Source organism: Clostridium algoriphilum (assembly GCF_020443705.1).
GTDB classification, from domain to species: domain Bacteria; phylum Bacillota; class Clostridia; order Clostridiales; family Clostridiaceae; genus Clostridium_AD; species Clostridium_AD algoriphilum.
Map to the genome: position 1 here is coordinate 23,203 of NZ_JAIZZK010000011.1, position 23,455 is coordinate 46,657.

The window sequence follows — 23,455 nt, forward strand, 5'->3', positions numbered from 1 at the left end:
TGTTAATGAAAAATAGTATTAACTTAATGAGTGATGAAACTCTAGTTAAGGAATATATAGAAAGAGGTAAGGGTCTTTTTAATGATGGAGAAATTGAAAAGGCATTTAAGGATTTTAATAAAGCAATTTTCCTCAATAATTTTTATGCGGAGGCTTATTTTGTCAAAGCTCAGGCTCATATTGAAATATACGAAGCTTTTGAGGCAGAAGAATGCATAAAGAAATATCTAAAACTAGTTCCAGATGATCCAAAAGGATACTGGAAGTTAATTGAAATAAACGATTTAACTGGTGACTTTGATACATGCATTTACTATTGTGAAAAACTTCTTGAATGGGATAATAAAAATGCAACCACATATTTTAAAAAAGCAGAATTTTTAGCTATTCTTAACGATTTTAATAAAGCTTTGGAATGCTTTGATATATGTCTAACGTTAAGTCCTTACTTTTATGATGCTTTATGTGGTAAAGCGAGAGTACTTTTCTCTCTACATAATAGAAAAGAAGCTATTGATATATACAGTAAAGCAATAGGTGTAGATAATTCTAAAAGTATTGCCTATTTTGGCATGTCTGAAGTACATATGTCTCTTGGTAATAACATAATTGCCTTAGAATTTGCAGAAAAAGCATATAAAATCGAGCCTACAAACGAATGGTATAAATGTCATTACAGCATATTAAAAGATATAAATACAAGTATTAAATAATGAAATGCTCCCACCTAATACAATGTGGGAGCATTTCATTATTTAATATCTGTATTTTGAGCATATGGTAATTGCATTATACAAAATAATTTTAAATACTTATTCCTTGATTTGAAACAACCCAAATATATCTTCCTCACTTAAAGATGCAAAACCTTTGCCACCCGATAACTCATCTCCCATAAGCTCTGATATAAGCTTTTTTTTCTCTTCTTGAAGTGACAGGATTTTTTCCTCTATTGTACCCTTAGCTATAATCTTTATAACACTCACTACATTCTTTTGACCTATCCTATGAGCTCTATCAGTGGCCTGTTCTTCAACAGCTGGGTTCCACCAAGGATCAAAGTGAATTACTACATCTGCAGAAGTTAAATTTAGTCCTGTGCCGCCAGCCTTTAAACTTATTAAAAATACCGAGTTTCCACCCTCATTGAAGTCCTTTACCAAATCCATTCTCTTCTCGGAAGGTACTGACCCATCCAAATAACTAAAGGATATTTCCTCCAATTTAAGTCTCTTTTGTATATTCTTAAGTACAGAGGTGAATTGGGAGAAAACTAGTACTCGATGTCCCTCGTCTATACTTTTATGAAGATGTTCAACAAGAGCTTCTATTTTTGCGCTACCCCCAGTATATTCATTCATAAGTACAGTAGGATCTAAACATAATTGTCTGAGCTTAGTAATATATGAGAGTATCTCAATTTTACTATTTTTAAACTCATCATTCTTTACCTTTTTTTCAATAAGCTCCATCGCATGGTTTGCATAAATCTTATAAACTTTCTTTTGCTCTTGCTTTAAATTTACTAGAAGTGTTTTTTCTATTTTATCAGGTAATTCCTTCAAAACATCTTTTTTTCTTCTTCTTAAAATAAATGGTTTTATAAGCCTATTTAAATCCTCTAGTATCTCTGGAGTTTCCTTAAGCTTTTTATGGTATCTTACACTAAACATCTTTTCATCATATAGGTATCCTGGCATTATAAAATCAAAGATTGACCATAGGTCCATAAGAGAATTTTCTACAGGTGTACCTGATAGTGCAAATCTTGTCTTTGACTTTATTTCCTTCACCGCTACTGCATTTTGAGAGTTTGGATTTTTAATGTTTTGAGCTTCGTCTAATATGCAATAATCAAACTCCAATTCCTTATAATTTTCGCTGTCTCTCTTTAACAAGTTATATGTAGTTATAATCACATCAAAGTTTTTTATATTATTTATAATCTCTTCTCTCGTGTCCTTCGGTCCGTTAACTGCAGCCACTCTTAAACTAGGCGCAAACTTCTGAAGTTCACTTATCCAATTATATATTAGAGATGTAGGTGCTACAATCAAAGTCTTATTCCCAATGCCTGCTAATATAAAAGCTATAGCTTGAATTGTTTTACCAAGGCCCATTTCATCTCCTAATATCCCTCCAAATCCTAAATAGTCTAGTGTTTTAAACCAATTATATCCAACTTTTTGATACTCTCTTAGTTGTCCCTTTAGATCAGCTGGTTCCTTAAAATTTAGTTTTTCAATATTTTTAAGCTTATCTCTTACTTCTTTTAACCCTTTTTTGCCTTTAATATATCTTATGTTATTATCCTCTAGATAACTATCTAGAAATATACCCTTACTTTTAGATATTTCCAGATGATTATTATCACCACCATTTGGAGCAATCACATCTAAAAGCTTTAAGAATTTGTTAAGCTCTAACTCTTCCAAATCAAGATATTCACCGTTTTTAAGTTTATAAAATTTGAGGCTATTTCTAAATGCCCTTAATATATTTATTGTTTCACGAGGCTCAATATCTCCTATTTTAAAATCCATTTCAAAGTAATTATATTTTCCACTCTTAATATCTCCACTAATACCTTTAGTTCCCAAAGATTTTATACCTTTAAAGTTCTCTGAGTAATATACTTCTCCTATCTCTTGAAGCTTTTCTATATCACTTTTGAAAAACTTAAATATATAGTCCTCGCCACGCGCGAAAGAAAAGTCATTATTTATTTCCTGAAAGCCTAATGTTTTCAAAGTTGTAATAACCTGTGCTTCTTTTTTAGAATCTCTATATATTATTTTCTCAGTGCAATCCTCAAATATATTAAATTCATAAGTTCCATACTTGACCTTTAATGTTAAAGTAATACTTTTTCCTTCCTGGTTAAAGTAAAAGTTAAATTCGCTCTTAGCCATTATTACTTTGCCTTTTATAGCCTTAGATAAAACAACACTTGGTGATAAAACATTAAGATCTGGAATAAGCCTTCTTAATATAGTCTCCTCCTCAAGGCTAGCCATAGTTACAACCTTTGCTTCATTAAATATTTGTAGGTATGGACTTATCTTATAGCAGAACTCATAATTGGGAAGATATATAGTGCTTCCATACAAATATACATCATTTTTTGATCCTAAAGAAATAGGCATTCCATTTGAGGATTTCAGAACATAATTATCTTTTATAATTTTTAAATCAAAATCTATTGCTGGTGCCTCATATAAGATTTCTGTGTCCACAGGTCTATAAAAAAAGCCCTCATTTAAATAAACTCTATGCTTAGTTATAATTTCAAAAAATTCTCTAGTTAAGTATTTAGGAATATTAATATATTTACCATCCACATAACGGTCCTCACTCCTATTAACATGCCTTTGGTTTCCCTCCATTGTTTTTAACATTTCAATAAAATCAATAAGCCTCTTATCTTTTGTATTTAATCTTTGATTTTCAGTATTAAAAGTAAAATTTTTGCTGTAATTTATAGGGAAATTGTTGTGATAGGCTAATAAAAAATGATTTATGTCCTTTAAAATGTAAAGATTACTTGATGTCATGGAGTTTAGACCTATTTTAAACTCCGCTGTAAGGTTGTAGTTCCATTGATTTCTATTTATGTAAACCTCTATTTTAGTCTCATCTTTATGTTTTTGATCTCCTAAAAGCAAAGATAATACATTGCTATTGTCAATAGCTATACCCGGGCTTTGAACATCTTCATCGTTTAAAAGAGGGTGCTTAGCTAAATCTTCAAGTGCTTTATAAAATGTTGCAACTAAATGTTTGCAACAATAATTTTCTTTTTTAAATTCATTATTTTCAAAATCAGGACAGCTACAAAATGTAGAAAAAATGCTTCTCTGAGCCGCATCCATCTCTATTTTAGTGTGATATTCATTAAAAAGCTTTTCTGAAATCACATTGCCATCTATACATATTAATTTATCCTCATTTGTAATATCTACAGAAGATACCAAATCATTGCTAAGAACCCTTTGTCCACTTGCATGATTTTTACCACTTGTTCCTTCATTTAATATTTGTAACAACATATCTTCTTTCAACATATATTCTCCCTAATCCTAAATTTTATAATACTCTAATTATAACATAAACTCGAAAAGAACATAAAGCATAAGCGTTATGTTCTTTTATAAAAGTGTATTAGAGCATTCCTACTAATAACTGACCTAAAGCATTAACAAAATTTAAGTCCTCAAATTTAAATTCTTTAACTTTAGTAAAGGTGGTACAAAACAAGAAAGACAGTGAATATTCACTGTCTTTCTATATAAAGATTTATAGCATCAGTATTTAGTTTTTTTAATAGGAGCTATTATTTTATTGAATAAAATTTTATTTTCATTTATCTTAGTCTCGCTACCAACAACGCAATGTAAGTTCTGTTTTATAACATCTTCTAGTAAATTAGCAGCGTTTTTTATGTCATCAGCAGTAGTTGATAATACCTCATTACGTAGCTTTTGAATGTCATCTTGAGTGGTTCCTGAAAAATACATACTGTCCCCCAATACGCCTATGGCATATGGGCTAGTTAAATTATCCATGCTCCCAATCGTCCCTATTATATAATTAGCCATTTCTTTTTCACTTGCTTTAAAGTTTCTTAAATAGTTAACGACTTGATTAAAGGTATTTAAAGTTTCCTTTAAATTTGGGTCGCGGTAGGAATAGAATATAACCTCGTCCCTTGTAAAGCTCATAGCACCCCCATAGGCACCACCCTTTATCCTAAGTTCTGGCCATAGATAATCACTATTTAAAATATTTTCAATCACCTTCATATGACCATTATAGTTGTATCCTTCTTTTTTAAAATTACCAGCCTTAACAACATATTGCACTTGTGACGGAATTACAAAAGCTTCATTCTTATTTGAGTAATCAAAAATATATTTTTGCTTCGATAATTTTTTATCCTTAATTTGTTTCCCAAATTTATTAAAAATGGTTATAAAATTTTTATAATCTTTTTCATCACCAGTATAACTTACAACTAAACCCTCTTTGTTAAATACAATTTCACGAACATCATTTAAATTCTTAAATATTTCATTGTGCTTAACATCAAAATTATCATCTAAATCACAAATAAAGTTATAGTAAGGCAAATAATCCAAATCTTTATACTTCCCACCATTTGACAAATAGGATAGTGTACGATTTGTTGCAAGTGTATTTCCTCCATTTACAAACATAGCTTCATAACTTACCCTCAAATTCCTTATTAAACTCTTCATACGATTTTCATCATCAAACTTAGTATTGTTTGTTATTTCGTTTAATATTTCAAACGCTTTAGGTAATGTACTGTTAAGAGCGTTTATGGAAACACTCATTTTAGGATCGTATTCATCACTATTGGTATTACTTTTAAATGCCGTTGACTTAAAACTAATTCCTCCAGTATTTTTCATCATTATATTTGACAGCTGAGCAATATTATATTTTTTTGTATTCACATTTCCTAAAACATTTGCAAGTAATTTTAAATATAATACTTTATCTTGAGGAACTTTTGAACTGTCAAAATATAAATTAGAATACGTAATTCCATTAGTAAATATAGGATGGCTTAATATTTTTATAGCTCCATCTTCTTTTTCTATTATTGGAATTTTTTCTGCTTTCAAATTGATATCTTTGCGCAAGAGTGATGGTACTTTAGATAACTTTTTCTTTGAATCCTTTGACCCCTGCCATTTCTTTAAATCTGCTGTGTCCGTTTTAATTTTAGCTAGTTCATCTTTTGTTAATGATTTCTTATAGCCTGCAAGTTTCTTTTTTAACTTTTCTTCTTTTGCCTCATTTAAACCATTCGATGGTTTTAACACAACTAAAGAATTATGTTTATTTTCCAGCATGTATTTTTGTACTAATTTTTCAAAGTATCTATTGGATAATTGAGATTTTATTTTATTCAATGCAGGAGTAATTTCCAAATATTCTACAGGATTTTTATCATAATTCCAACAATTTAAAGCTGCAGACATGTAATTCATGCCTCTATTAGCGTCTGAATTTTGAGTACGAAGGCTTAACTCTACAGCAGTGAATACCGAGTTTACTAATTCTTTATCAAACCCTTTTTTTACTACTTGTTTTAAAGAATCATCCACAAGTTTCTTAAATTCACATTTTTCTGATTCATTAGCATTTGTGGCAATTATACTGAAAGTTGGTTGCTTTGTAGACTGGTCAAAACTTGCATAAATATCCGCTCCTATACCTCTATCAAATAACGCTTTCCTAAGTGGTGAAGATTTAGTATTAAGAAGAATTTCTTGCAAAATTTGAAAACCTAAAACATTTTCAACATCTGTTACTTTATCTATTACGTAATTAGATGATAAATAAGTCATATTTGCTGTGCTTGCTTTAATTGACACTGGATATAGTGCTGTTTTCTCAACATTTTGTGTGAATTTTTTTTGTGATTTGATTTCGCTATCCACAGTAGTTTTTTTACTTTTACTTAAATACTTATCATTCATAAATTTTAATGTATGTTTAATATCTAATTTCCCATATAGATATATAGAGCTATTTGATGGAACATAGTATTTCTTATAGGTTTTTATAAACATATCGTAGGTTAGGTCCGGTATATTATCTGGATTACCCCCAGATTCATAATTATATGAATTGTCACTAAAAAGCGATTGATTAATAGAATTTGTTAATAGTGCCTGCGGAGAAGAATTGTTCCCTTTCATTTCGTTGTATACTATCCCATTATAGTTTAACTCTCCTGTTTTACTATTAACTTCATAATGCCATCCTTCTTGTTTAAGTATTTTAGGATCTTTAGTTATATTGGGATAAAATACTGCATCCATATACACACTCATTAAATTATTAAAATCTTTTTCATTTTTACTTGCTACTGGATACATTGTAAAGTCTGGTCCTGTAAAAGCATTTATAAATGTACTTAATGATTGCTTAGTCATAATTAAAAATGGATCTTTAACAGGATATTTCTTCGAACCACATAAAACTGAATGTTCAATAATGTGATTAACTCCAGTATTATCATGTACAGGAGTACGAAAACTTATTGAGAATACCTTATTTTCATCTTCATTCTGTAAATAAATAAGTCTAGATCCACTTTTATTATGTTTAAATATCATTGCAGTTGAATGTATATCTGCAATCCATTTTTTAGATTCTAGTTTAAACCCTGATATTTTATCACCTATCGTTAAGTCTTCTGCCATATCTACTTCAATAGGACTATTTCTTAATTTTCCCTGTTTAGTTTGTAAATTTAGTGCAATTTGTTTACCCTCTGCAATTTGCGCACCTAATGAAGGTTGCGTTCCTGGTGCGCCATTACCAAAAGTAAATAATAATAAACTTAGCAACAATATTGATATTCTTTTTGTGAACTTCTTCATTTTATTTCCCCCTGAAATATAAAATTTTTACTAATACTATTGTTTTTTATCTTGTAAATAGTATGTTTTATTTCTATTTTTTATATTCAAGGCATTAATTAGTATATATTCTATTTTATTTCTAATAAAGAAATTTTTATTTACCTAATTTCATTTTATTATTCTAAAACATCTTTTAAAAATAATGAAACCCAGTAGAATATAAACTCTACTGGGTTTCATTATTTTTTTATATTATTACTTAAACATACTCTCCCTTAACCATATTAAGCATATCTTGCTTTTCTCTTGTGAATCTATTATAAACACTTTCTTTTATCTCAGCTGAACTACCTTTAAAATAAACATTAACCTTCTGACGTTCATTATATAAATCATTAATTATATTACCATCGGTGTTTTTTAAATTAAGTTTTGAGAACACAGATAAAGCTCCTCCTACACCATGTTGAACTACTGTAGACAATAAACTTTCTTTTAGAGCTTCACTTTTCTTACTTATATCAAAACCATATTTTGATTTTAATGATTGAGCTGCAGAATCATAATAATTTTCCTTAATAGAATTTTGTTGCAGTTTTAGAAATTTATCTTTGTTATATCTAGCTATACTAGTCCATGTTGCATCAAAATTTTCCCCGAATTTATTACCATCTTTAGCTTTTGCTCCTGTAAGTTTTGAATAAATGTCTTTATCTTTTGTTTTCAGTGAGATTATAAAAGAATCTAAAGAACCTGTTTTTGAAGAAAATTGCCATGCTCCATACGACTTACCTCCAATATCCCCTGATGTATTACTTATCGTGCCTGGATTAATATTAGATTCATATTTAGCAGATGCGTACCCTACTCCATTGCTATTATTAAGTGCATCTTTACTAGTAGTATTACCTACTAGTGACTTCAGCGCACCTCGTACATTTGTATTAAAATTACTAATAGCACTCAGTGAATCATCTAAACTAAAAGAACTTTGATTTGATAAAGCTGTAGACATAAGCTCTGCCATCATTGAATTTCCTGAATTATCCATCATTTGAACAAGCATTGTTTGAAATGCTGATTCCTGCATTGATTTTTCGTTTTCAACATCACTTGTTTTTTTATTTGCAATATTACTATTATTTTTTATTTGCAATGCATATTGCTTTAACAATGCATTATTAATCATATCTGTAGATAATGTCATCAATATCACCCGATTTACATATATTTTTTTCTGTACATAATATTATCTCATATAATATTATCATACGCTACAAAAATATAGCATAAACTTCATTGACTAAACCTGTTGAATAGAAATAAAATATTTGCACATATTAAAGAAAATAAGCTTAATTATTCAAATAACTATTGATTCAACATAAAATCTAACTAAAATGCAATTTGTATGCAGTGGGCTTATTTATATATTAAAGATTATTTTGTATCATTATAAAGGGCCACTAATATGTTAAAGGGTGAGTAATATGCAAAATGAAATTGATTATGCAAAAATTGGGAATCGAATAAGGATTGAAAGAGAAAAGTTCGATATGACTAGAGAACGTTTTTCAGAACTCTTAAACATTTCTCCTTATTTTTTAGGACAAATTGAAAGAGGAGAAAGAAAAATGAGTATTAACACTTTGATAAATGTTTCTGAATGTCTTCACATTTCCATAGATTACTTATTTTTTGGACAAGTGAATGTTAGTGCAAATACTAATGTTTTACACTCGTTAATTGATAAGTGTTCAGAAAAGGAAGTCAAAGTAATTGAAGGGCTTATAAAGTTGTTATTACCACACCTTGCAAGATAGGAAGTATTAAGAACCCATGTTTTTCAAAAGTGCAAAAAATATGCTAACTATATTTATATGCAGTTAGCATATTTTTTATTTGTTTATTTTATATATGTTTAAAATATATGAATTAAAAAAATAATAATTATAATGATTAAAAAAGAAGCTACCAAATGTAGCTTCTTTAAATTTCTTTTTATACTTTAGAACTTACTTTCTTTATAGCATTTTCTAGTATATCTAATCCAGCATTTAATTGTTCATCTGTAATACATAGTGGCATTAAGCAACGAAGAGTGTTTCCGCGAACCCCACAGTCTAAAATCATTAAACCATTATTACTGCATTCTTTAATTATAGCCTTTACTTCATTTTTAGCTGGTTCTTTTGTTACTCTATCAGTTACAAACTCAATACCCATCATTGCCCCTAGGCCACGAACATCTCCTATAAGATTATATTTTTTCTTCATTTCATTAAATCTGCTCATACCTATTTCTGCAATATGTCTTGCTTTAGCAGCATAATTATCTCTTTCCATAATTTCAATAACTTTTAAAGCTGCAATACATGAAACTGGGTTGCCACCGAAAGTTCCACCAATTCCACCAGCTTGCGCGGCATCCATAACTTCTGCTCTACCAGTTACTGCACTTATTGGGAGCCCTGCTGCAAGTGATTTTGCACTAGTTATGATATCTGCGTATATTCCCTTATCTGCCCAGTAATCACTAGCAAACATTCTACCTGTTCTGCAATATCCTGATTGTACCTCGTCAAATATTAATAATATACCAAACTCATCACATATACGTCTAAGCTCTTTTACATACTCAGTTGGTACTGGAAGGAACCCACCTTCACCTTGTACTGGCTCAATAATTATTGCTGCAACATCTTCTGTATTTATTTGTTCTAAGAAGAAATTGTTTAATTTCTCAATGTAATAGTTAGTTGCGTCTTCTTCTGATACACCAACTGGACGACGGTATATATACGGAAATTCTGCACGATGAATTCCGGGAGCGAAAGGTCCGAACCCAAGTTTATATGGTTTTACTTTACTTGTCATTCCCATTGTCAAACTTGTTCTCCCGTGGAATCCACCTGTAAATACAACTATCTCCTTTTTTCCTGTATACTTACGAGCAATTTTTATAGCATTTTCTACAGCTTCAGCTCCACTATTAATAAACATTGTTTTCTTTTTAGATTTTCCTGGGACAATGTTATTTAACTTTTCAGCTAAACGTAGATAGGATTCATATTGAACTACATTTATACTTGAGTGAAAAAATTTAGAAACTTGCTCTTTAACAACCTCAATAACCTCTGGATTAGAATAACCTATGTTTAAAACTCCTATTCCACCAACAAAATCCAACATAATATTTCCGTCTACATCTTCAAACATTGCACCTTCCCCACGCTTAATAAAAGCAGGTGCCCCATAAGATACTCCACCAGGAACATTTTCTTCTCTTAGTTTTAATAATTCTTTTGCTTTTGGTCCTGGTAATGTAGTTGTCATTTTAGGTAAGCTAATTCTTAATTCTGTCATAATTAAATCCTCCTCGATTATATTTATTTAAGTTTATATTTAAATTTTAAAATATACATATGATTTTTTTTAAAACTATTTTAACTACACATATAAAATGTGTTTTCTTTTATTTTGAATAATAACGTCTCCATTCAAATCATATTTTAACCTCTATCTTAATATTATATTTCGACATTAAATAAACAAAACCCTTTTTATTAATTAAAATGGTTTTGTTTATTTACAATGGTTGAGCAACAATTTTAGGCATACTAAAAAAAATAAACCAGTATCTTAACTAGTTATTTTTTATATATGCCTTATTAAAATAATTAATAATTATTGACTACTTTAAGTTACAACCATTCTTTTAGTATACATTTTATCTTAGTATTAAATAAGATTGTAGAGCATGTCCTACTTAATTTCAATTTCAGATTATGTTCATATTCTTCAAATTGTGTCCCCATTTTTTGTTTAATTCTATTATGTAGAACGTCATGAGTATTATCCAGCTCATCATATGGAATATCTTCTATAACAAAAAATTCCAGTTCCTTTCCTGCAACACCTTTAATCTGAAAATTATTAGCCATTTTATTAATCATGAACCATTTTTTTATATTTTCATATTCTTTAATCATTTTTTCTAATGACATGTTATATATAGCTTCTTCTAAAAATGGCACTTCGTGCAAACAATTCACATTCATAACATTCTCTTCTATGTCTTTTACAAAATAAAATATTTTCCCCACCTCCGCAACCTTACATGTATTAATTAATGTTTATAAATTAAAACAATTATGTAATAGAAACATTGTAACAAATTTTCTTGTGATTTCATATTAATTCTTAAACCCAAATTGTAAACATTTTTACTGTTATTACATATATTCCTACTGGTTATTCAACCATTATAAAATGCAAAATAATATCTACTAGTCAGTATAATAATAAGCTTATGTCTTAAATTATGGCATTCCCACTATTTGTTTTTATCCTTTTAAAGTGCTATTATTAAACTTATATATATTGTATGAAAGTGGAAGCTTACATACATAAACGTATTGCTGTTTATTATAACAAAATTCAGTATAATTGGAGATGAAAACATGAGCATAAAAAACATTAAAACACTGGCTGATACAAGGTATTTAAAACTTTATGATGCAGAGTATATTAATAAAAATGGTGAAACAAAAAATTGGTCCATAGCTTCTAGAAAGGATTTAGACACATTAAATAATATTTATTTTCATGGATCAGAGTGCAGTATTGACGCTGTTGTAATAGTAGCTACTCATACTGATGAAAATAAATTGGTAGTTATAAAGCAGTTTAGGGTTCCTCTAAATGATTATGTTTATGAAATTCCTGCTGGGCTTATAGATCCTGGAGAAGATTTCAAAACTACTGTAGGTCGTGAACTAAAAGAAGAAACAGGACTTGATCTGATAAAGATTGATTATGATAAGACAAAATCTAAGGCATATATTTCAACAGGTATGACAGATGAGTCTGTAGCTTTAGTTTATTGTACTTGTAACGGCAAAATATCAAAAGCATTTTTAGAACCTGATGAGGATATTGAAATAATGCTATTATCAAAAAAAGAAGCTAAAAGTTTAATTACTTCTAATGAGAACATAGATATTAAAGCTTTTCTTTGTATACAAAACTTTATAGGTTAGATGAAGTCCCTAACTATAAACAAAAGATAATTGATACTATAACAACAAGCCCATCGGATATTTATTCTGATGGGCTTGTTAATTTATATACACGAAACTAATTTATATTTATTTCAAACATAAAAGATATTATTTCTTTGTGTAATCTACATGTAATAGCTTATGAAGCTTATCTTTTAACAAACCATTATACAATGATGTCATTAGCGGATTTCCTTCTGATCGCCTTATGCTATTCATTCTATCTGCTTCATATAATAATGCACCACGTTTTAATTTTCCCTTAGCTTTTACAAATGGTTGTCCTGCGCCACCAATGCATCCACCTGGGCAAGCCATAACTTCAACAAAATCATATTGAGCTTCGCCCTTTTGCAACTTTTTCACAAGCTCATCTGCATTTTTAAGTCCACTTACCACTGCTATCTTTATTACGCGTTCACCCACAGTAATGCTCGCTTCTTTAACTCCCCTCATACCCCTAACGCCATTAAAAGCAAGGGCACGTAATGCAGAAGTTGATTTATCTTCTTGCACTCGACGTATAACAGCCTCAGTAACACCACCTGTCACTCCAAATATAACACCTGCTCCACTGCTAACCCCAAATGGCATATCAACTGCCTCAGGCAATATCTCTGAGAATACAATTCCTGATTCTTTTATCATTTGTATGAGTTCTTGCGTAGTTATTACATAATCTACATTTGAAACCCCATTTTCTTTAAATTCATCTCTTTGTGCTTCATATTTTTTTGCAGTGCAAGGCATAATTGCTACATGCACTATTCTTTTATTGGAATCTTTATATTGCTGCTTAATTACAGATGCAAACATTTGCATGGGCGAGCGACAAGAAGATACATTCTTCATTAAACTAGGATAAGTATTTTCGACATAGTTTACCCACGCAGGACAACAAGAAGTAAACAAAGGTAATTTCTCATTATTTTCAAGTCTTGAAAGAAACTCTGCTGTTTCCTCGAGTACTGTGAGATCGGCCCCAGTGGATGTATCAAATATTTCATCAACGCCCATTTTCCTAAGAGAACTTACTATTTTACCCATCACATTTTCATCATTCTTTTGTCCAAGCTCCTGACTAATTCCTACACGTACTGCAGGAGCAATCTGAACTACAACCACTGTTTCCATATCACTAATATCTTTCCAAAGCCTCTGCGAGTCATTTTTTACAATTATAGCACCAGTAGGACACACCGCTGCGCACTGTCCACAGCCAACGCAATTGGTTTCTGCTAGTGGTACATTAAAAGCAGTTCCTACGCTCATTTTTGAGCCCCTATTAACAAAGTCTATAGCTCCAACGTTTTGTACTTCTTCACACATCCGGACACAATCGCCACATAAAATACACTTACTTTTATCACGTGCTATGCATACTGACGAGTTGTCTATTGCCCTCTTTGCAGAAGTATTAGTGAATCTTACTTTTCTTATTCCAAAACGCTCAGCAAGCTCTTGCAATTTGCAATGACCACTTTTGTCGCAAGTGGTACAATCTCTACAATGATCTGCTAGGAGTAACTCAAGTATCATTTTTCTATATTTACGTAGCTTTGGTGTATTTGTATAAATCTCCATATTAGCTTTCGGAGGGGTAGAGCAAGAAGCTTCCATGCCTCCCCATTTGTTCTCCACCATGCACATACGACAAGCACCATACACTGAAAGTTCAGAATAATAACATAAGGTAGGCAAATCAATACCAGCTTTTCTAACTACTTCAAGAATGTTTTTCTCTCCATTTATCTCTACGGGAATATCATCTATAAGCATAAACTGTCCATTCATCATCTTAATCCTCCTTTATAGCTTTGAAAGCACAAGCTTCAATACAGGCACCACACTTAATGCACTTTTCTTTATCTATTGTATAAGGTAATTTAATCTTGCCAGAAATTGCATTAACCGGGCAAATCCTTGAACACTTTGAACAGCCTTTGCAAAGATCTTTATCTATAAATATAGTTTTAAGCCCTGAACAAGTTTTTGAGGGACATTTCTTTTGATTTATGTGAATTTCATACTCATCGCGGAAATTTTTAATAGTACTAACAACTGGTAAAGCAGCTGTTTTACCGAGGCCACATAAAGCAGTATGCGATATAGTATCTGCAAGTTCCATTAACATGTCGATATCGGATATTTTCCCTTCACCCGAAGTAATATTTTTAAGAATTTCAAGCATTCTTTTAGTACCTTCGCGGCAAGGAACACACTTACCACAAGATTCATTTTGGGTGAAGGTCATGAAGAATTTTGCAACTTCAACCATGCAAGTATCTTCGTCCATAACCACAAGTCCACCAGAACCTATCATTGCACCTACTTTTTTAAGCGAATCAAAGTCTAGCCTTAAATCAAGATCTGATGTTATAAGACATCCCCCTGACGGTCCTCCTATCTGCACAGCCTTAAACTTTTTGCCACCTTTGATTCCTCCACCTATACCGAATATTATTTCTCTTAATGTTGACCCCATTGGAACTTCAATAAGTCCTGTATTTTCAATATTTCCAGTTAAAGCAAATGCCTTTGTACCTGGACTATTTTCAGGTCCTATAGATTTATACCACAGTGCCCCATTAATAATAATTAAAGGTACATTAGCAAATGTTTCTACATTGTTAAGTACTGTTGGTTTAGCAAAAAGTCCCTGCTCCACTGTTCTTGGAGGTTTTACTCTTGGCATGCCTCTTTTTCCCTCAATCGAAGCAGTAAGAGCACTTCCTTCACCACAAACAAATGCACCTGCCCCTTTATTTATTTTTATATTGAAATTAAAATTTGTTCCAAGAATGTTTTCACCTAAGATACCGTAACTTGTTGCTTGACTAATAGCATTCTTAAGTCTACTTACAGCAAGAGGATACTCTGCGCGCACATAAATATATCCTTCGGTTGCTCCACAGGCTATAGCTGCAATCATCATTCCTTCAAGCACTCTATGTGGGTCTCCCTCCATTACACTTCTATCCATAAACGCACCTGGATCACCTTCATCTCCATTGCATACAATATATTTTATATCCGTTTTCTGATTTTTTACTTGAGACCACTTGCGACCTGTAGGAAATCCACCACCTCCACGTCCTCTTAGATTTGACTCTTCTATTTCTTCAATGATGTTTCCTGCATCCATATCAAATAATGCTTTTTCAAGTGCACTATAACCTCCTACAGCAAAATACTCTTCTATAGAAGTTGCATCAATATGTCCACAATGTTCAAGTGCAAGCCTAGTTTGGCTTTTATAAAAAGGTATTTCCTCTTGTTTCTTGTATATTTTCCCGTTTTTAGTGTATGCAAGCCTCTCTACGCACTCATCATGTAGTATAGTTTTTTCTAGTATTTCTTCACAATCCTCTCGTTTGACTTTTATATATAGATATCCCCAAGGCTCAATTTTTACAAGTGGGCCCATTTCGCAAAATCCATGACATCCACTTTTTTTAATTCCAACTGATTCGTCATGCGGTTCCTTTTGGAGACCTACTTCACAATCTATCTTTTTATCCTTCATTAACCTTATAAGTTCATCATAAATTTCGAGTGCTCCACCTGCAATGCAACCAGTACCTGCACATATTAGAATTTTTTTCTTTTCTTTTTGGAAACTATCCGTGTATTCATCTCTGATATTAATTAAATCATCTCTATTAAGAAGCATATTATTTTACCTCCTTAAGTGTGCTTAAAATTTCCATTGCCTTTTCTGGAGTCATAGCACCATGTACTTTGTCATTAATAGTTATAGCCGGTGCAAGTCCACATGCCCCAAGACACGAAACCGTTTCCACGGTAAAACTCAAGTCATCCGTTGTAATCTTAGATTCTGAAAGTCCTAACTCTGCCCTCATCTTATCTAAAATAGGAATAGACTTTCTCACATGACATGCTGTCCCATCACATATTTTTATAACATACCTGCCTTTTGGTTCTAAAGAAAAATTATCATAAAAAGTTGCTACCCCATATATTTTTGCCATACTCATGTCAAGCTTATCTGAAAAATATGCGAATACCTCCTTAGGTAAATACCTATATATTTCTTGCGTATCTTGTAGTATTGCAATAATATTACTAGATTTAAACTCATGATTTTTAAGTATGTTATCTAAGTCACTATAATTAATTTGCATATTCATTATTCTTCCCCCTCGATAAATTATTAAATTGTATCTTGTTTTTATTTTACAATATTTAATTCAGTAATACAATATTAATAAATATTAACATCCTTATTATTATATTTACTTTACTGTATAATTTCAGTAATACGATAAAATCTATAAATTTGTTTAAATTGCATTATATATGTCGTTGCATTTAATATCGTACTATAGTGTTTATTGCAATAACCATTATATGTTTATTGCAAAATTTATAAAATTGTGATAATATTAGACTTTATGTTGTATGATGTATTATCAAAATTAGGGGGAATTTATGGAATTCATTATTAATAAAGTAAGCGGACTTATTTGGAGTAACGCACTGATCTTTTTATGTCTAGGTTCAGGTATTTATTTTTCACTTCGAACCCGATTTTTACAAGTAAGGCACCTTAAGCACATGGTAAGCTACTTATTTAATGGCGGTGACTCCAGTCACGGAGTATCTTCATTTCAAGCATTTGCAATGTCAGTAGCTGGTCGTGTTGGCACGGGAAATATAGCCGGCGTTGCTACTGCAATAGCCATGGGTGGTCCTGGTGCTATTTTCTGGATGTGGACTATATCATTTCTTGGTGCAGGTTCATCTTTCATAGAATGTACTCTTGCCCAGGTTTATAAAGAAAACGTCGATGGAGAATATCGTGGCGGGCCCGCATACTACATTGAAAAAGCTATGGGCGTAAAATGGTATGCAATTGCATTTGCTACCGTAACTGTAATTGGTATGGGTATTTTCGCTCCAGGCGTTCAATCAAATAGTATTGTAGCTAGCGTAAATAACGCCTTTGGTATTAGTCCAATTATAACTGGCAGTATAGTAGTTATATTACTTGCTTTTATTGTATTTGGTGGTACAAAGAGGCTTGGAAAAGTTGCTGAAATTGTAGTACCTTTTATGGCACTTGCATACATATTAGTTGCTTTAACAGTTCTTGCATTTAATATTACAGCCGTACCTCATATGTTCGCTTTAATAATTAAAAGTGCCTTTGGTGCTGAGCAAGCTTTTGCAGGTATACTTGGAGTTTCAATTCAATGGGGCGTTAAAAGAGGAATATATTCAAATGAAGCTGGACAGGGAACAGGTCCACAATCAGCTGCTGCTGCCGAAGTATCCCACCCGGCCGTGCAAGGTTTAGTCCAAGCTTTTGCAGTTTATTTTGATACATTATTTGTATGTTCTGCAACTGCATTCATGATTTTATCAACTGGTAAATACAATGTTATAAATCCGGCTGGTGGATTTTTAGTAGAAAACATTCCAAAAATACCAATCGGACCTGTATATACTCAAATTGCAGTTAGTACAGTCCTTGGGAAATTTGGAGGCCCTTTCGTTGCAATAGCATTATTTTTCTTTGCAATTACAACGCTTATGGCATTCTACTATATAGCAGAAACAAATTTAACTTATCTATTTAAAAATTCTAAATATAGCAAGGTCGTTACCAATGTACTAAGAATTGCAATTCTTGCTTCAACTTTTTATGGCTCTATTAAAACAGCAGAAACTGCTTGGGCACTTGGTGATATTGCTGTTGGAACCATGGCATGGCTTAACGTTATTGCCATACTAATTCTTGGTAATGTTGGTCTTAAGGTTTTAAAAGACTATGAAAAGCAACTTAAAATGGGAAGAGATATAAAGACATTTATATTTGATCCCCAAAAACTAGGGATTAAAAATGCAAATGCTTGGTATAAAGTTAATGAAAGAAAAGTTAAAAGAGATGATAAAGAAGAACAAGCTATAATTGATGAACAAAATAATTCTTAATAAAAAATCCAGTAGAATAATAAATTTATTCTACTGGATTTTTTATTGTATTTAATGGTTAAAGTTCTATGATTTAATTTCATGAGTATTTATTTCTTCAGCATTTATATTTTCTATACCTTTTGGCGACACTGCGCTTTTTTCACTTGCCATATTTGCAAGTACCATACTCATTATACCTTCCATTGCATTAGGTGTTTTTCCATCAGCCCCACCCATTATTATAGTTTGAGGTACAAGTGGAGATTTACTTATTTTTAATGCCTCTGCAAATGCTATCATTACGCTTTGTCTAACTTGTAGATCTGGTCCACCATATGCCTCAACTAAAGCTTTTGCAGCTGTTCCCTTTGCAATTCCTACCTTTGTTTCTTGCTCAGCAGTAGCGTCCGCAACTGCTTTAATATTAAGTGCTGTTGCTTTACCTACTGTTTCAAGACTAAACGCCTCAGCACTAGCTTGTAGTTCTACTTGTTTAGCATTTGCACCGGCTGTTAATTCAATAGTTTTTGCCTGAGCTGCAGCCTGAGCTTCCCTTGTATATCTTTCCGCATCTGCTTCTTGAGTTCTTTTATATTTGTCTGCTTCAGCAAGTTTCTGCGTTTTTAATGCTAACTGTTCTGCTAACCTCAATTCAGATTTACCTTTATTATCAGCTACCTCTATGTCAATACTTGATTGTGTAAGCGCAGACTGTGCCATTGCTTTTGCCTGAGCCTCATTTAATTCCCTTTGCTTTTCAGCAGATTTTTGTTTAGCTTCATTTGTCTTAATTTCTTCCATAGCTACTTGCCTATCTCTTAGTTGTGCAAGGATTTTCTCAATTCTTGTATCACTAGCTGAAGCAGCGGGTGTTCCAATTAGAACTTCTTGTAGCTCTAAATCATATAATTTAAATTTACCTGTCATTTCATCTGCTGCCTGTTGCTGAATCTGACTTCGGTCCTGAACTAATTCTATAAGAGTTTTTGTTTGCCCAATATTCTTGAAGTAACCAGCAATCATAGGATCAAGAGATTGCTCAATAAGCATTTTTATATCTCCAAATCTTTGTATAACTGATGATGCTTTTCTATAATCAATATTAAAGACTACTGTTAAAGGTAAATTTGGTTCAAAAGCATCCTTAGTTATTAAACTAATTTCTTTTAAGTTATCATCTAGCTTGTGTACTCCAGATTGACCACTTATCCACTTTAATATTACATTAGTAGTAGGAACTGGCACAACTTTACCAGCATAAGTATTAAATGCGTACTTTCCTGGCATCATAGAATCTCTCCAAATACCTTTTTTACCTTGTTCTACAAGTTCTCCATGAGAGTAACCCGTACCTGAAACATCTTCACCCTTATCACCAAAATAGCTTACCACAACACCTACATATCCAATATCTATTATGCTTTTAGGTACTATATCAACATTTGCAAACATTCTATTAATGAAATAAACTCCATCAGTAAGTACTTGCATTTGCTTACCTTTTCTGCCATCTGCTGCTAAAAACTTCTCTGGCTCCTGAAAGTTATTGTGATAGAACTCATTATTTATACCATCACCAACAATAGGTGCTATAATTGCCCCATTGTCAGGAGTTGGTCCCTCATTAATAGTTACAATACCTATAGTATCTCGGCTACCTGGCTTATTAACTATTTTATTATATGAGGCTTCTATCTCACTACCATCATCCTGCTGGGTATTTGGCTCAGAAGCCTTTGAACTTGATATAATTACAGGATTAAAACCACTTTGTTTTGCTAAATCACTTCGCATTGTTTCTATTTGAGCTGTTTCATCCTTTGAAGTAAATATTGAGTGTACCCTATCTTTCGTAATTATAATAAATTGTGCTAAGTTAAATGCATAAGTACCCTCACGAAGAATTTGCCTTTGTGGTCCTTTTTGCCCACCATTATTTAAAAACGCTACAACATCTTGGAATGACTTACTTTGTGGTATAACCTTACCTAAAGTTTGACCATCGCTTAAACTTTCTCCAGACCTCGAAAATACATAAGCTATTTGACCTTGTGGTATAGTTACGAGCCTTACTTTCTTAACCTTGTACTTGAATGGTGTTTTGAAATGAACACCAGCCCTTAGTACTTCTGGTTGGTAACCCGCTTCTCCTTTTAGTGCTATAAGACCATCAGCAGGTACTGATCCACCAGAGCTCCACCATTTTTCAACAATGCCTACTTCATCTGGTCCTATGCTTGTGGACCCTATTCCATATGCAATTAAAATTAATATAATTATAACTATTCCTGCTATAATTAAGACTGTGTACAAACCCATAACTCCATCCCCCTTTGCAAACTATGTTTTGTTATATTATATGTCTGTATGATAGTATTAGTCTATAAAAAAAAACATCAAGATCATAAGATCTTGATGTTTTTTATGGTGCTCCATCAGGGAATCGAACCCTGGACACCCTGATTAAGAGTCAGGTACTCTAACCAGCTGAGCTAATGAAGCATGTTCGACGTTTGACAACTTCTTTATTATATATCATTTAAAAGCATTTGTAAATACTTATTTATAAAACTAATAGATAAATATTATCCATTAGTTTTATAAGATAAATATTTATATTATTTTATATAATTTACGTTATTTTCTTTTCTTGCTGGGGCATTAGTTATCTCAATTTTTTTATATCCAAGGCAAAACGAATGTATTTGTTTAAACCCTTCTGGTATTTCAAGTTCCTTAACAAATTTTTTACCCTCTTCGCTATTTAGTAGATAGGAAATAAGACCCACCCAACAACCACCAATTTCTAATGATTCTGCGGCTATCAGCATATTTTCCACTGCAACTCCACAATCAACCGAGGCATTGTCATTACTTTCGTCTCCAGATACTAATACTACTGTCGGTGCATTATAAAACACATGGAACTTTTCATTATCTGAAAATCTTCTAATATATTCATTATCAGATTTCATTGCAATTTCTTTAAAAGCCTCACTTAATCTATCTATGATATCTTTTCTTTGAATTATGGTAAAGTGCCATGGTTGTTTATTAGTAGCACTTGGTGCATATAACCCTGCATCTATTATTTCTGTCAAATCTGCGCCATTGACTTGCTCTGGTAAAAATGCTCTTGTACTTCGCCTGTTACGTATGTTTTTTAAAGTTTCATTCATTTTACTAGCCTCCATTTTCATAATATATTCCGTTTTCATAATATGCTATTTTTAAATGTACCTTATATTTATTGATTTGTAAAGCCTTCGGGTAATATTATATTTCTTATATTGGGAGTAAATATCCTATTTTTTTTGTTAGAAAAATATATGTATGATATAATTGAAGTTAATAAATTTAAACATAAGAGGTGAAACGAATGATAGAGATAAATGATACAATAGCAGCTTTCATAGAAAATCTAAAAACTTCAGATGATAAACAAAGATCTGCTATAATAAATAAACTATCCTTAGATTATAATAATGCTATTCCCATGTTATGGTCAAAAATAATAACTGAGGATGACCCACGAACATTACTTTCTGTTATGAGAGATATTCTAAAAAAGGAAAAACCAAAGGGAATGTTCAAAAGAACTATTGGTAATTCAAGGGAAAAGCTTAGTGCTCTTCTTTCCCATTCTGATCCAAAGGTTCGTAAAAATGTATGTGGTGTTATTGGAGAACTTGGGGATCCTGCATATTTAGAGGCTTTGTACAGCGCTTACAACTCCGAAGAAAAACTATTTGTTCGATATTCCTATGTACTTGCAATAGGAAACTGCGGCAGTGCACATGATGCAGAGAGGTTAAAGAATATGTTTGATGAAGTAGTTAAAAATGAAAAAGCTTCTAAAGACAATGACTCACGAGTAACAACTAATAAACATATTAATGAGGAAAAGCTTGCACTTACGAGAGCAATAGATAAATTATGCCCAATGCCACGTCATGAATTTAAGGGGTTTGAAAATCCCGTATCCATATTACTCACAGTTATGAATTATCAGTATCAACTTACAATAAAGGAACTTGATGATAAATTAATTGATGGCAGACTCATAGATGATGGTATCCTTATATTTGAGAAGGATATAGACAAAGTTTACACTTGCAGGACATTTTATGAACTATTATATCCTTTAGCTGATTGTAATGATTTAGAATTTGATTATAAGGTAATAGCTTCGGAAATTATGAATGCAAATATAGTAGGCTTTTTAAAGGAGTGTCATTATAGTGATATTAAATCTCCTTTTGGTTACAGAGTTGAATTTAAAACTATGGATTCTAATAGAGATCGGTCTGATTTTGTAAAAAACTTGTCTAGAGAATTAGATGAGCTTTCCTGTGGAGACTTAAAAAATAGCCCTTCTTCTTATGAAGTTGAAATTAGAATACTTGAAAAAAATAATCTATGTAATGTTTTTGTAAAGTTATATTCCTATAAGGATAATAGGTTTGAGTACAGAAAAAATGATTTAGCTACCTCTATAAATCCAGTAACTGCAGCTATCGTTATAAAATCCATACAAAAATGGTTAGAACCAAATGCTAACGTTATAGACCCATTTTGTGGTGCTTCAACAATGCTTATTGAAAGAGCTAAGTTAGAACAGTATCAATCTTTAACAGGCGTTGATATATTTAGAACTGCTATAACAGCTTCAACAATAAATTCCAAGTTAGCTAATGTAAGTATTGAGCTTATAGCCGACGATATACTGGAATTTAGGCCTTATGACCTATATGATGAAATTATAACAAATATGCCATTTGATAATAAGTCCACTACCCATAATAAGTATGCTGAGTTATATAAAGAATTTGTAGACAAAATACCTAATCTTATTAAACCAGAAGGAATAGCATTTATCTATACAATAGAAAAACAATTATTTAGGGAAGTTCTCTTAGATAATGATCAGCTTGAATTACTTCAAGAAATAAAAATTGAAAGTGGCAGGCTCACACCTCATGTATTTGTTTTAAAGTTAAAATAAGGACATGAAACATATTACGAATTAAAATTATAAAGGAATAGATG

15 protein-coding genes and 1 tRNA gene are annotated in these 23,455 nt (G+C 31.7%); 5 read left to right on the forward strand and 11 right to left on the reverse strand.

Annotation, left to right across the window (positions count from 1 at the left end):
- Nucleotides 1-5 precede the first annotated feature (5 nt).
- Entirely contained in the window at nucleotides 6-713 is a 708-nt protein-coding gene (locus tag LGK95_RS09890) for a tetratricopeptide repeat protein (RefSeq protein WP_226124539.1), read from the forward strand.
- Nucleotides 714-812: 99 nt separating this feature from the next.
- Here LGK95_RS09890 and LGK95_RS09895 read toward each other — a convergent pair whose 3' ends face one another.
- The 3 genes from LGK95_RS09895 to LGK95_RS09905 all read right to left on the reverse strand — a co-directional run bounded on the left by LGK95_RS09895 (nucleotide 813) and on the right by LGK95_RS09905 (nucleotide 8,610).
- On the reverse strand, nucleotides 813-4,064 hold the full coding sequence (locus LGK95_RS09895; protein ID WP_226124540.1) for a DEAD/DEAH box helicase: 3,252 nt from the start codon (nucleotides 4,062-4,064) through the stop codon (nucleotides 813-815).
- A gap of 240 nt (nucleotides 4,065-4,304) precedes the next feature.
- Nucleotides 4,305-7,421 carry an insulinase family protein gene (locus LGK95_RS09900; RefSeq protein WP_226124541.1) on the reverse strand — a complete coding sequence of 1,039 codons (3,117 nt, stop codon included), beginning with the start codon at nucleotides 7,419-7,421 and terminating at the stop codon, nucleotides 4,305-4,307.
- 241 nt (nucleotides 7,422-7,662) lie between these two features.
- On the reverse strand, nucleotides 7,663-8,610 hold the full coding sequence (locus tag LGK95_RS09905) for a VgrG-related protein (RefSeq protein ID WP_226124542.1): 948 nt from the start codon (nucleotides 8,608-8,610) through the stop codon (nucleotides 7,663-7,665).
- 283 nt (nucleotides 8,611-8,893) lie between these two features.
- Between LGK95_RS09905 and LGK95_RS09910 the strand changes: the two genes are divergently transcribed.
- On the forward strand, nucleotides 8,894-9,226 hold the full coding sequence (locus LGK95_RS09910; RefSeq protein WP_226124543.1) for a helix-turn-helix domain-containing protein: 333 nt from the start codon (nucleotides 8,894-8,896) through the stop codon (nucleotides 9,224-9,226).
- 178 nt (nucleotides 9,227-9,404) lie between these two features.
- Here the strand turns inward: LGK95_RS09910 and gabT are convergent, their stop codons facing one another.
- Both gabT and LGK95_RS09920 read right to left on the reverse strand, forming a co-directional pair.
- Nucleotides 9,405-10,769, reverse strand: coding sequence for a 4-aminobutyrate--2-oxoglutarate transaminase (gene gabT / locus LGK95_RS09915; protein WP_226124544.1), 1,365 nt, complete (start codon nucleotides 10,767-10,769; stop codon nucleotides 9,405-9,407).
- 338 nt (nucleotides 10,770-11,107) lie between these two features.
- On the reverse strand, nucleotides 11,108-11,464 hold the full coding sequence (locus LGK95_RS09920; RefSeq protein WP_226124545.1) for a hypothetical protein: 357 nt from the start codon (nucleotides 11,462-11,464) through the stop codon (nucleotides 11,108-11,110).
- A 402-nt stretch (nucleotides 11,465-11,866) separates the two neighbouring features.
- Here LGK95_RS09920 and LGK95_RS09925 point away from each other — a divergent pair, with 402 nt between their 5' ends.
- Nucleotides 11,867-12,445 (forward strand): NUDIX hydrolase, encoded by a 579-nt coding sequence (locus LGK95_RS09925; RefSeq protein ID WP_226124546.1) that lies wholly within the window; start codon nucleotides 11,867-11,869, stop codon nucleotides 12,443-12,445.
- A 129-nt stretch (nucleotides 12,446-12,574) separates the two neighbouring features.
- Here LGK95_RS09925 and LGK95_RS09930 read toward each other — a convergent pair whose 3' ends face one another.
- The 3 genes from LGK95_RS09930 to LGK95_RS09940 are packed head-to-tail and all read right to left on the reverse strand — an operon-like array spanning nucleotide 12,575 to nucleotide 16,617.
- Nucleotides 12,575-14,263 (reverse strand): [FeFe] hydrogenase, group A, encoded by a 1,689-nt coding sequence (locus tag LGK95_RS09930; protein ID WP_226124547.1) that lies wholly within the window; start codon nucleotides 14,261-14,263, stop codon nucleotides 12,575-12,577.
- 1 nt (nucleotide 14,264) lies between these two features.
- Nucleotides 14,265-16,139 (reverse strand): NADH-ubiquinone oxidoreductase-F iron-sulfur binding region domain-containing protein, encoded by a 1,875-nt coding sequence (locus LGK95_RS09935; RefSeq protein ID WP_226124548.1) that lies wholly within the window; start codon nucleotides 16,137-16,139, stop codon nucleotides 14,265-14,267.
- A 1-nt stretch (nucleotide 16,140) separates the two neighbouring features.
- Nucleotides 16,141-16,617: a complex I 24 kDa subunit family protein gene (locus LGK95_RS09940; protein ID WP_226124549.1), complete on the reverse strand. Its 477-nt coding sequence runs from the start codon at nucleotides 16,615-16,617 to the stop codon at nucleotides 16,141-16,143.
- 301 nt (nucleotides 16,618-16,918) lie between these two features.
- Here LGK95_RS09940 and LGK95_RS09945 point away from each other — a divergent pair, with 301 nt between their 5' ends.
- Nucleotides 16,919-18,424: an alanine/glycine:cation symporter family protein gene (locus LGK95_RS09945; protein ID WP_226124550.1), complete on the forward strand. Its 1,506-nt coding sequence runs from the start codon at nucleotides 16,919-16,921 to the stop codon at nucleotides 18,422-18,424.
- Nucleotides 18,425-18,490: 66 nt separating this feature from the next.
- On the opposite strand, the gene LGK95_RS09950 is transcribed toward LGK95_RS09945, so the two are convergent.
- From LGK95_RS09950 to LGK95_RS09960, 3 genes are all read right to left on the reverse strand, one after another.
- The gene (locus tag LGK95_RS09950; protein WP_226124551.1) at nucleotides 18,491-20,725 is read right to left on the reverse strand and encodes an SPFH domain-containing protein; all 2,235 of its coding nucleotides are present in this window, start codon (nucleotides 20,723-20,725) and stop codon (nucleotides 18,491-18,493) included.
- Between the two features lie 106 nt (nucleotides 20,726-20,831).
- Nucleotides 20,832-20,908, reverse strand: a tRNA-Lys gene (locus LGK95_RS09955).
- Nucleotides 20,909-21,024: 116 nt separating this feature from the next.
- Nucleotides 21,025-21,585, reverse strand: a complete 561-nt coding sequence (locus LGK95_RS09960; protein ID WP_226124553.1) for a nitroreductase family protein — start codon at nucleotides 21,583-21,585, stop codon at nucleotides 21,025-21,027.
- Nucleotides 21,586-21,785: 200 nt separating this feature from the next.
- Between LGK95_RS09960 and LGK95_RS09965 the strand changes: the two genes are divergently transcribed.
- Nucleotides 21,786-23,411 (forward strand): HEAT repeat domain-containing protein, encoded by a 1,626-nt coding sequence (locus tag LGK95_RS09965; RefSeq protein WP_226124555.1) that lies wholly within the window; start codon nucleotides 21,786-21,788, stop codon nucleotides 23,409-23,411.
- The last annotated feature ends 44 nt before the right edge of the window (nucleotides 23,412-23,455 follow it).

Excerpts from the sequence above, each read along its gene's own strand:
- LGK95_RS09965 (WP_226124555.1), top strand. The coding sequence starts at position 21,786 with ATGATAGAGATAAATGATACAATAGCAGCTTTCATAGAAAATCTAAAA.
- LGK95_RS09950 (WP_226124551.1), bottom strand. The coding sequence starts at position 20,725 with ATGGGTTTGTACACAGTCTTAATTATAGCAGGAATAGTTATAATTATA.
- LGK95_RS09935 (WP_226124548.1), bottom strand. The coding sequence starts at position 16,139 with ATGCTTCTTAATAGAGATGATTTAATTAATATCAGAGATGAATACACG.
- LGK95_RS09940 (WP_226124549.1), bottom strand. The coding sequence starts at position 16,617 with ATGAATATGCAAATTAATTATAGTGACTTAGATAACATACTTAAAAAT.
- LGK95_RS09895 (WP_226124540.1), bottom strand. The coding sequence starts at position 4,064 with ATGTTGAAAGAAGATATGTTGTTACAAATATTAAATGAAGGAACAAGT.
- LGK95_RS09930 (WP_226124547.1), bottom strand. The coding sequence starts at position 14,263 with ATGATGAATGGACAGTTTATGCTTATAGATGATATTCCCGTAGAGATA.
- LGK95_RS09945 (WP_226124550.1), top strand. The coding sequence starts at position 16,919 with ATGGAATTCATTATTAATAAAGTAAGCGGACTTATTTGGAGTAACGCA.
- LGK95_RS09910 (WP_226124543.1), top strand. The coding sequence starts at position 8,894 with ATGCAAAATGAAATTGATTATGCAAAAATTGGGAATCGAATAAGGATT.
- LGK95_RS09900 (WP_226124541.1), bottom strand. The coding sequence starts at position 7,421 with ATGAAGAAGTTCACAAAAAGAATATCAATATTGTTGCTAAGTTTATTA.
- LGK95_RS09890 (WP_226124539.1), top strand. The coding sequence starts at position 6 with ATGAAAAATAGTATTAACTTAATGAGTGATGAAACTCTAGTTAAGGAA.
- LGK95_RS09920 (WP_226124545.1), bottom strand. The coding sequence starts at position 11,464 with ATGAATGTGAATTGTTTGCACGAAGTGCCATTTTTAGAAGAAGCTATA.
- LGK95_RS09960 (WP_226124553.1), bottom strand. The coding sequence starts at position 21,585 with ATGAATGAAACTTTAAAAAACATACGTAACAGGCGAAGTACAAGAGCA.
- LGK95_RS09925 (WP_226124546.1), top strand. The coding sequence starts at position 11,867 with ATGAGCATAAAAAACATTAAAACACTGGCTGATACAAGGTATTTAAAA.
- gabT (WP_226124544.1), bottom strand. The coding sequence starts at position 10,769 with ATGACAGAATTAAGAATTAGCTTACCTAAAATGACAACTACATTACCA.
- LGK95_RS09905 (WP_226124542.1), bottom strand. The coding sequence starts at position 8,610 with ATGACATTATCTACAGATATGATTAATAATGCATTGTTAAAGCAATAT.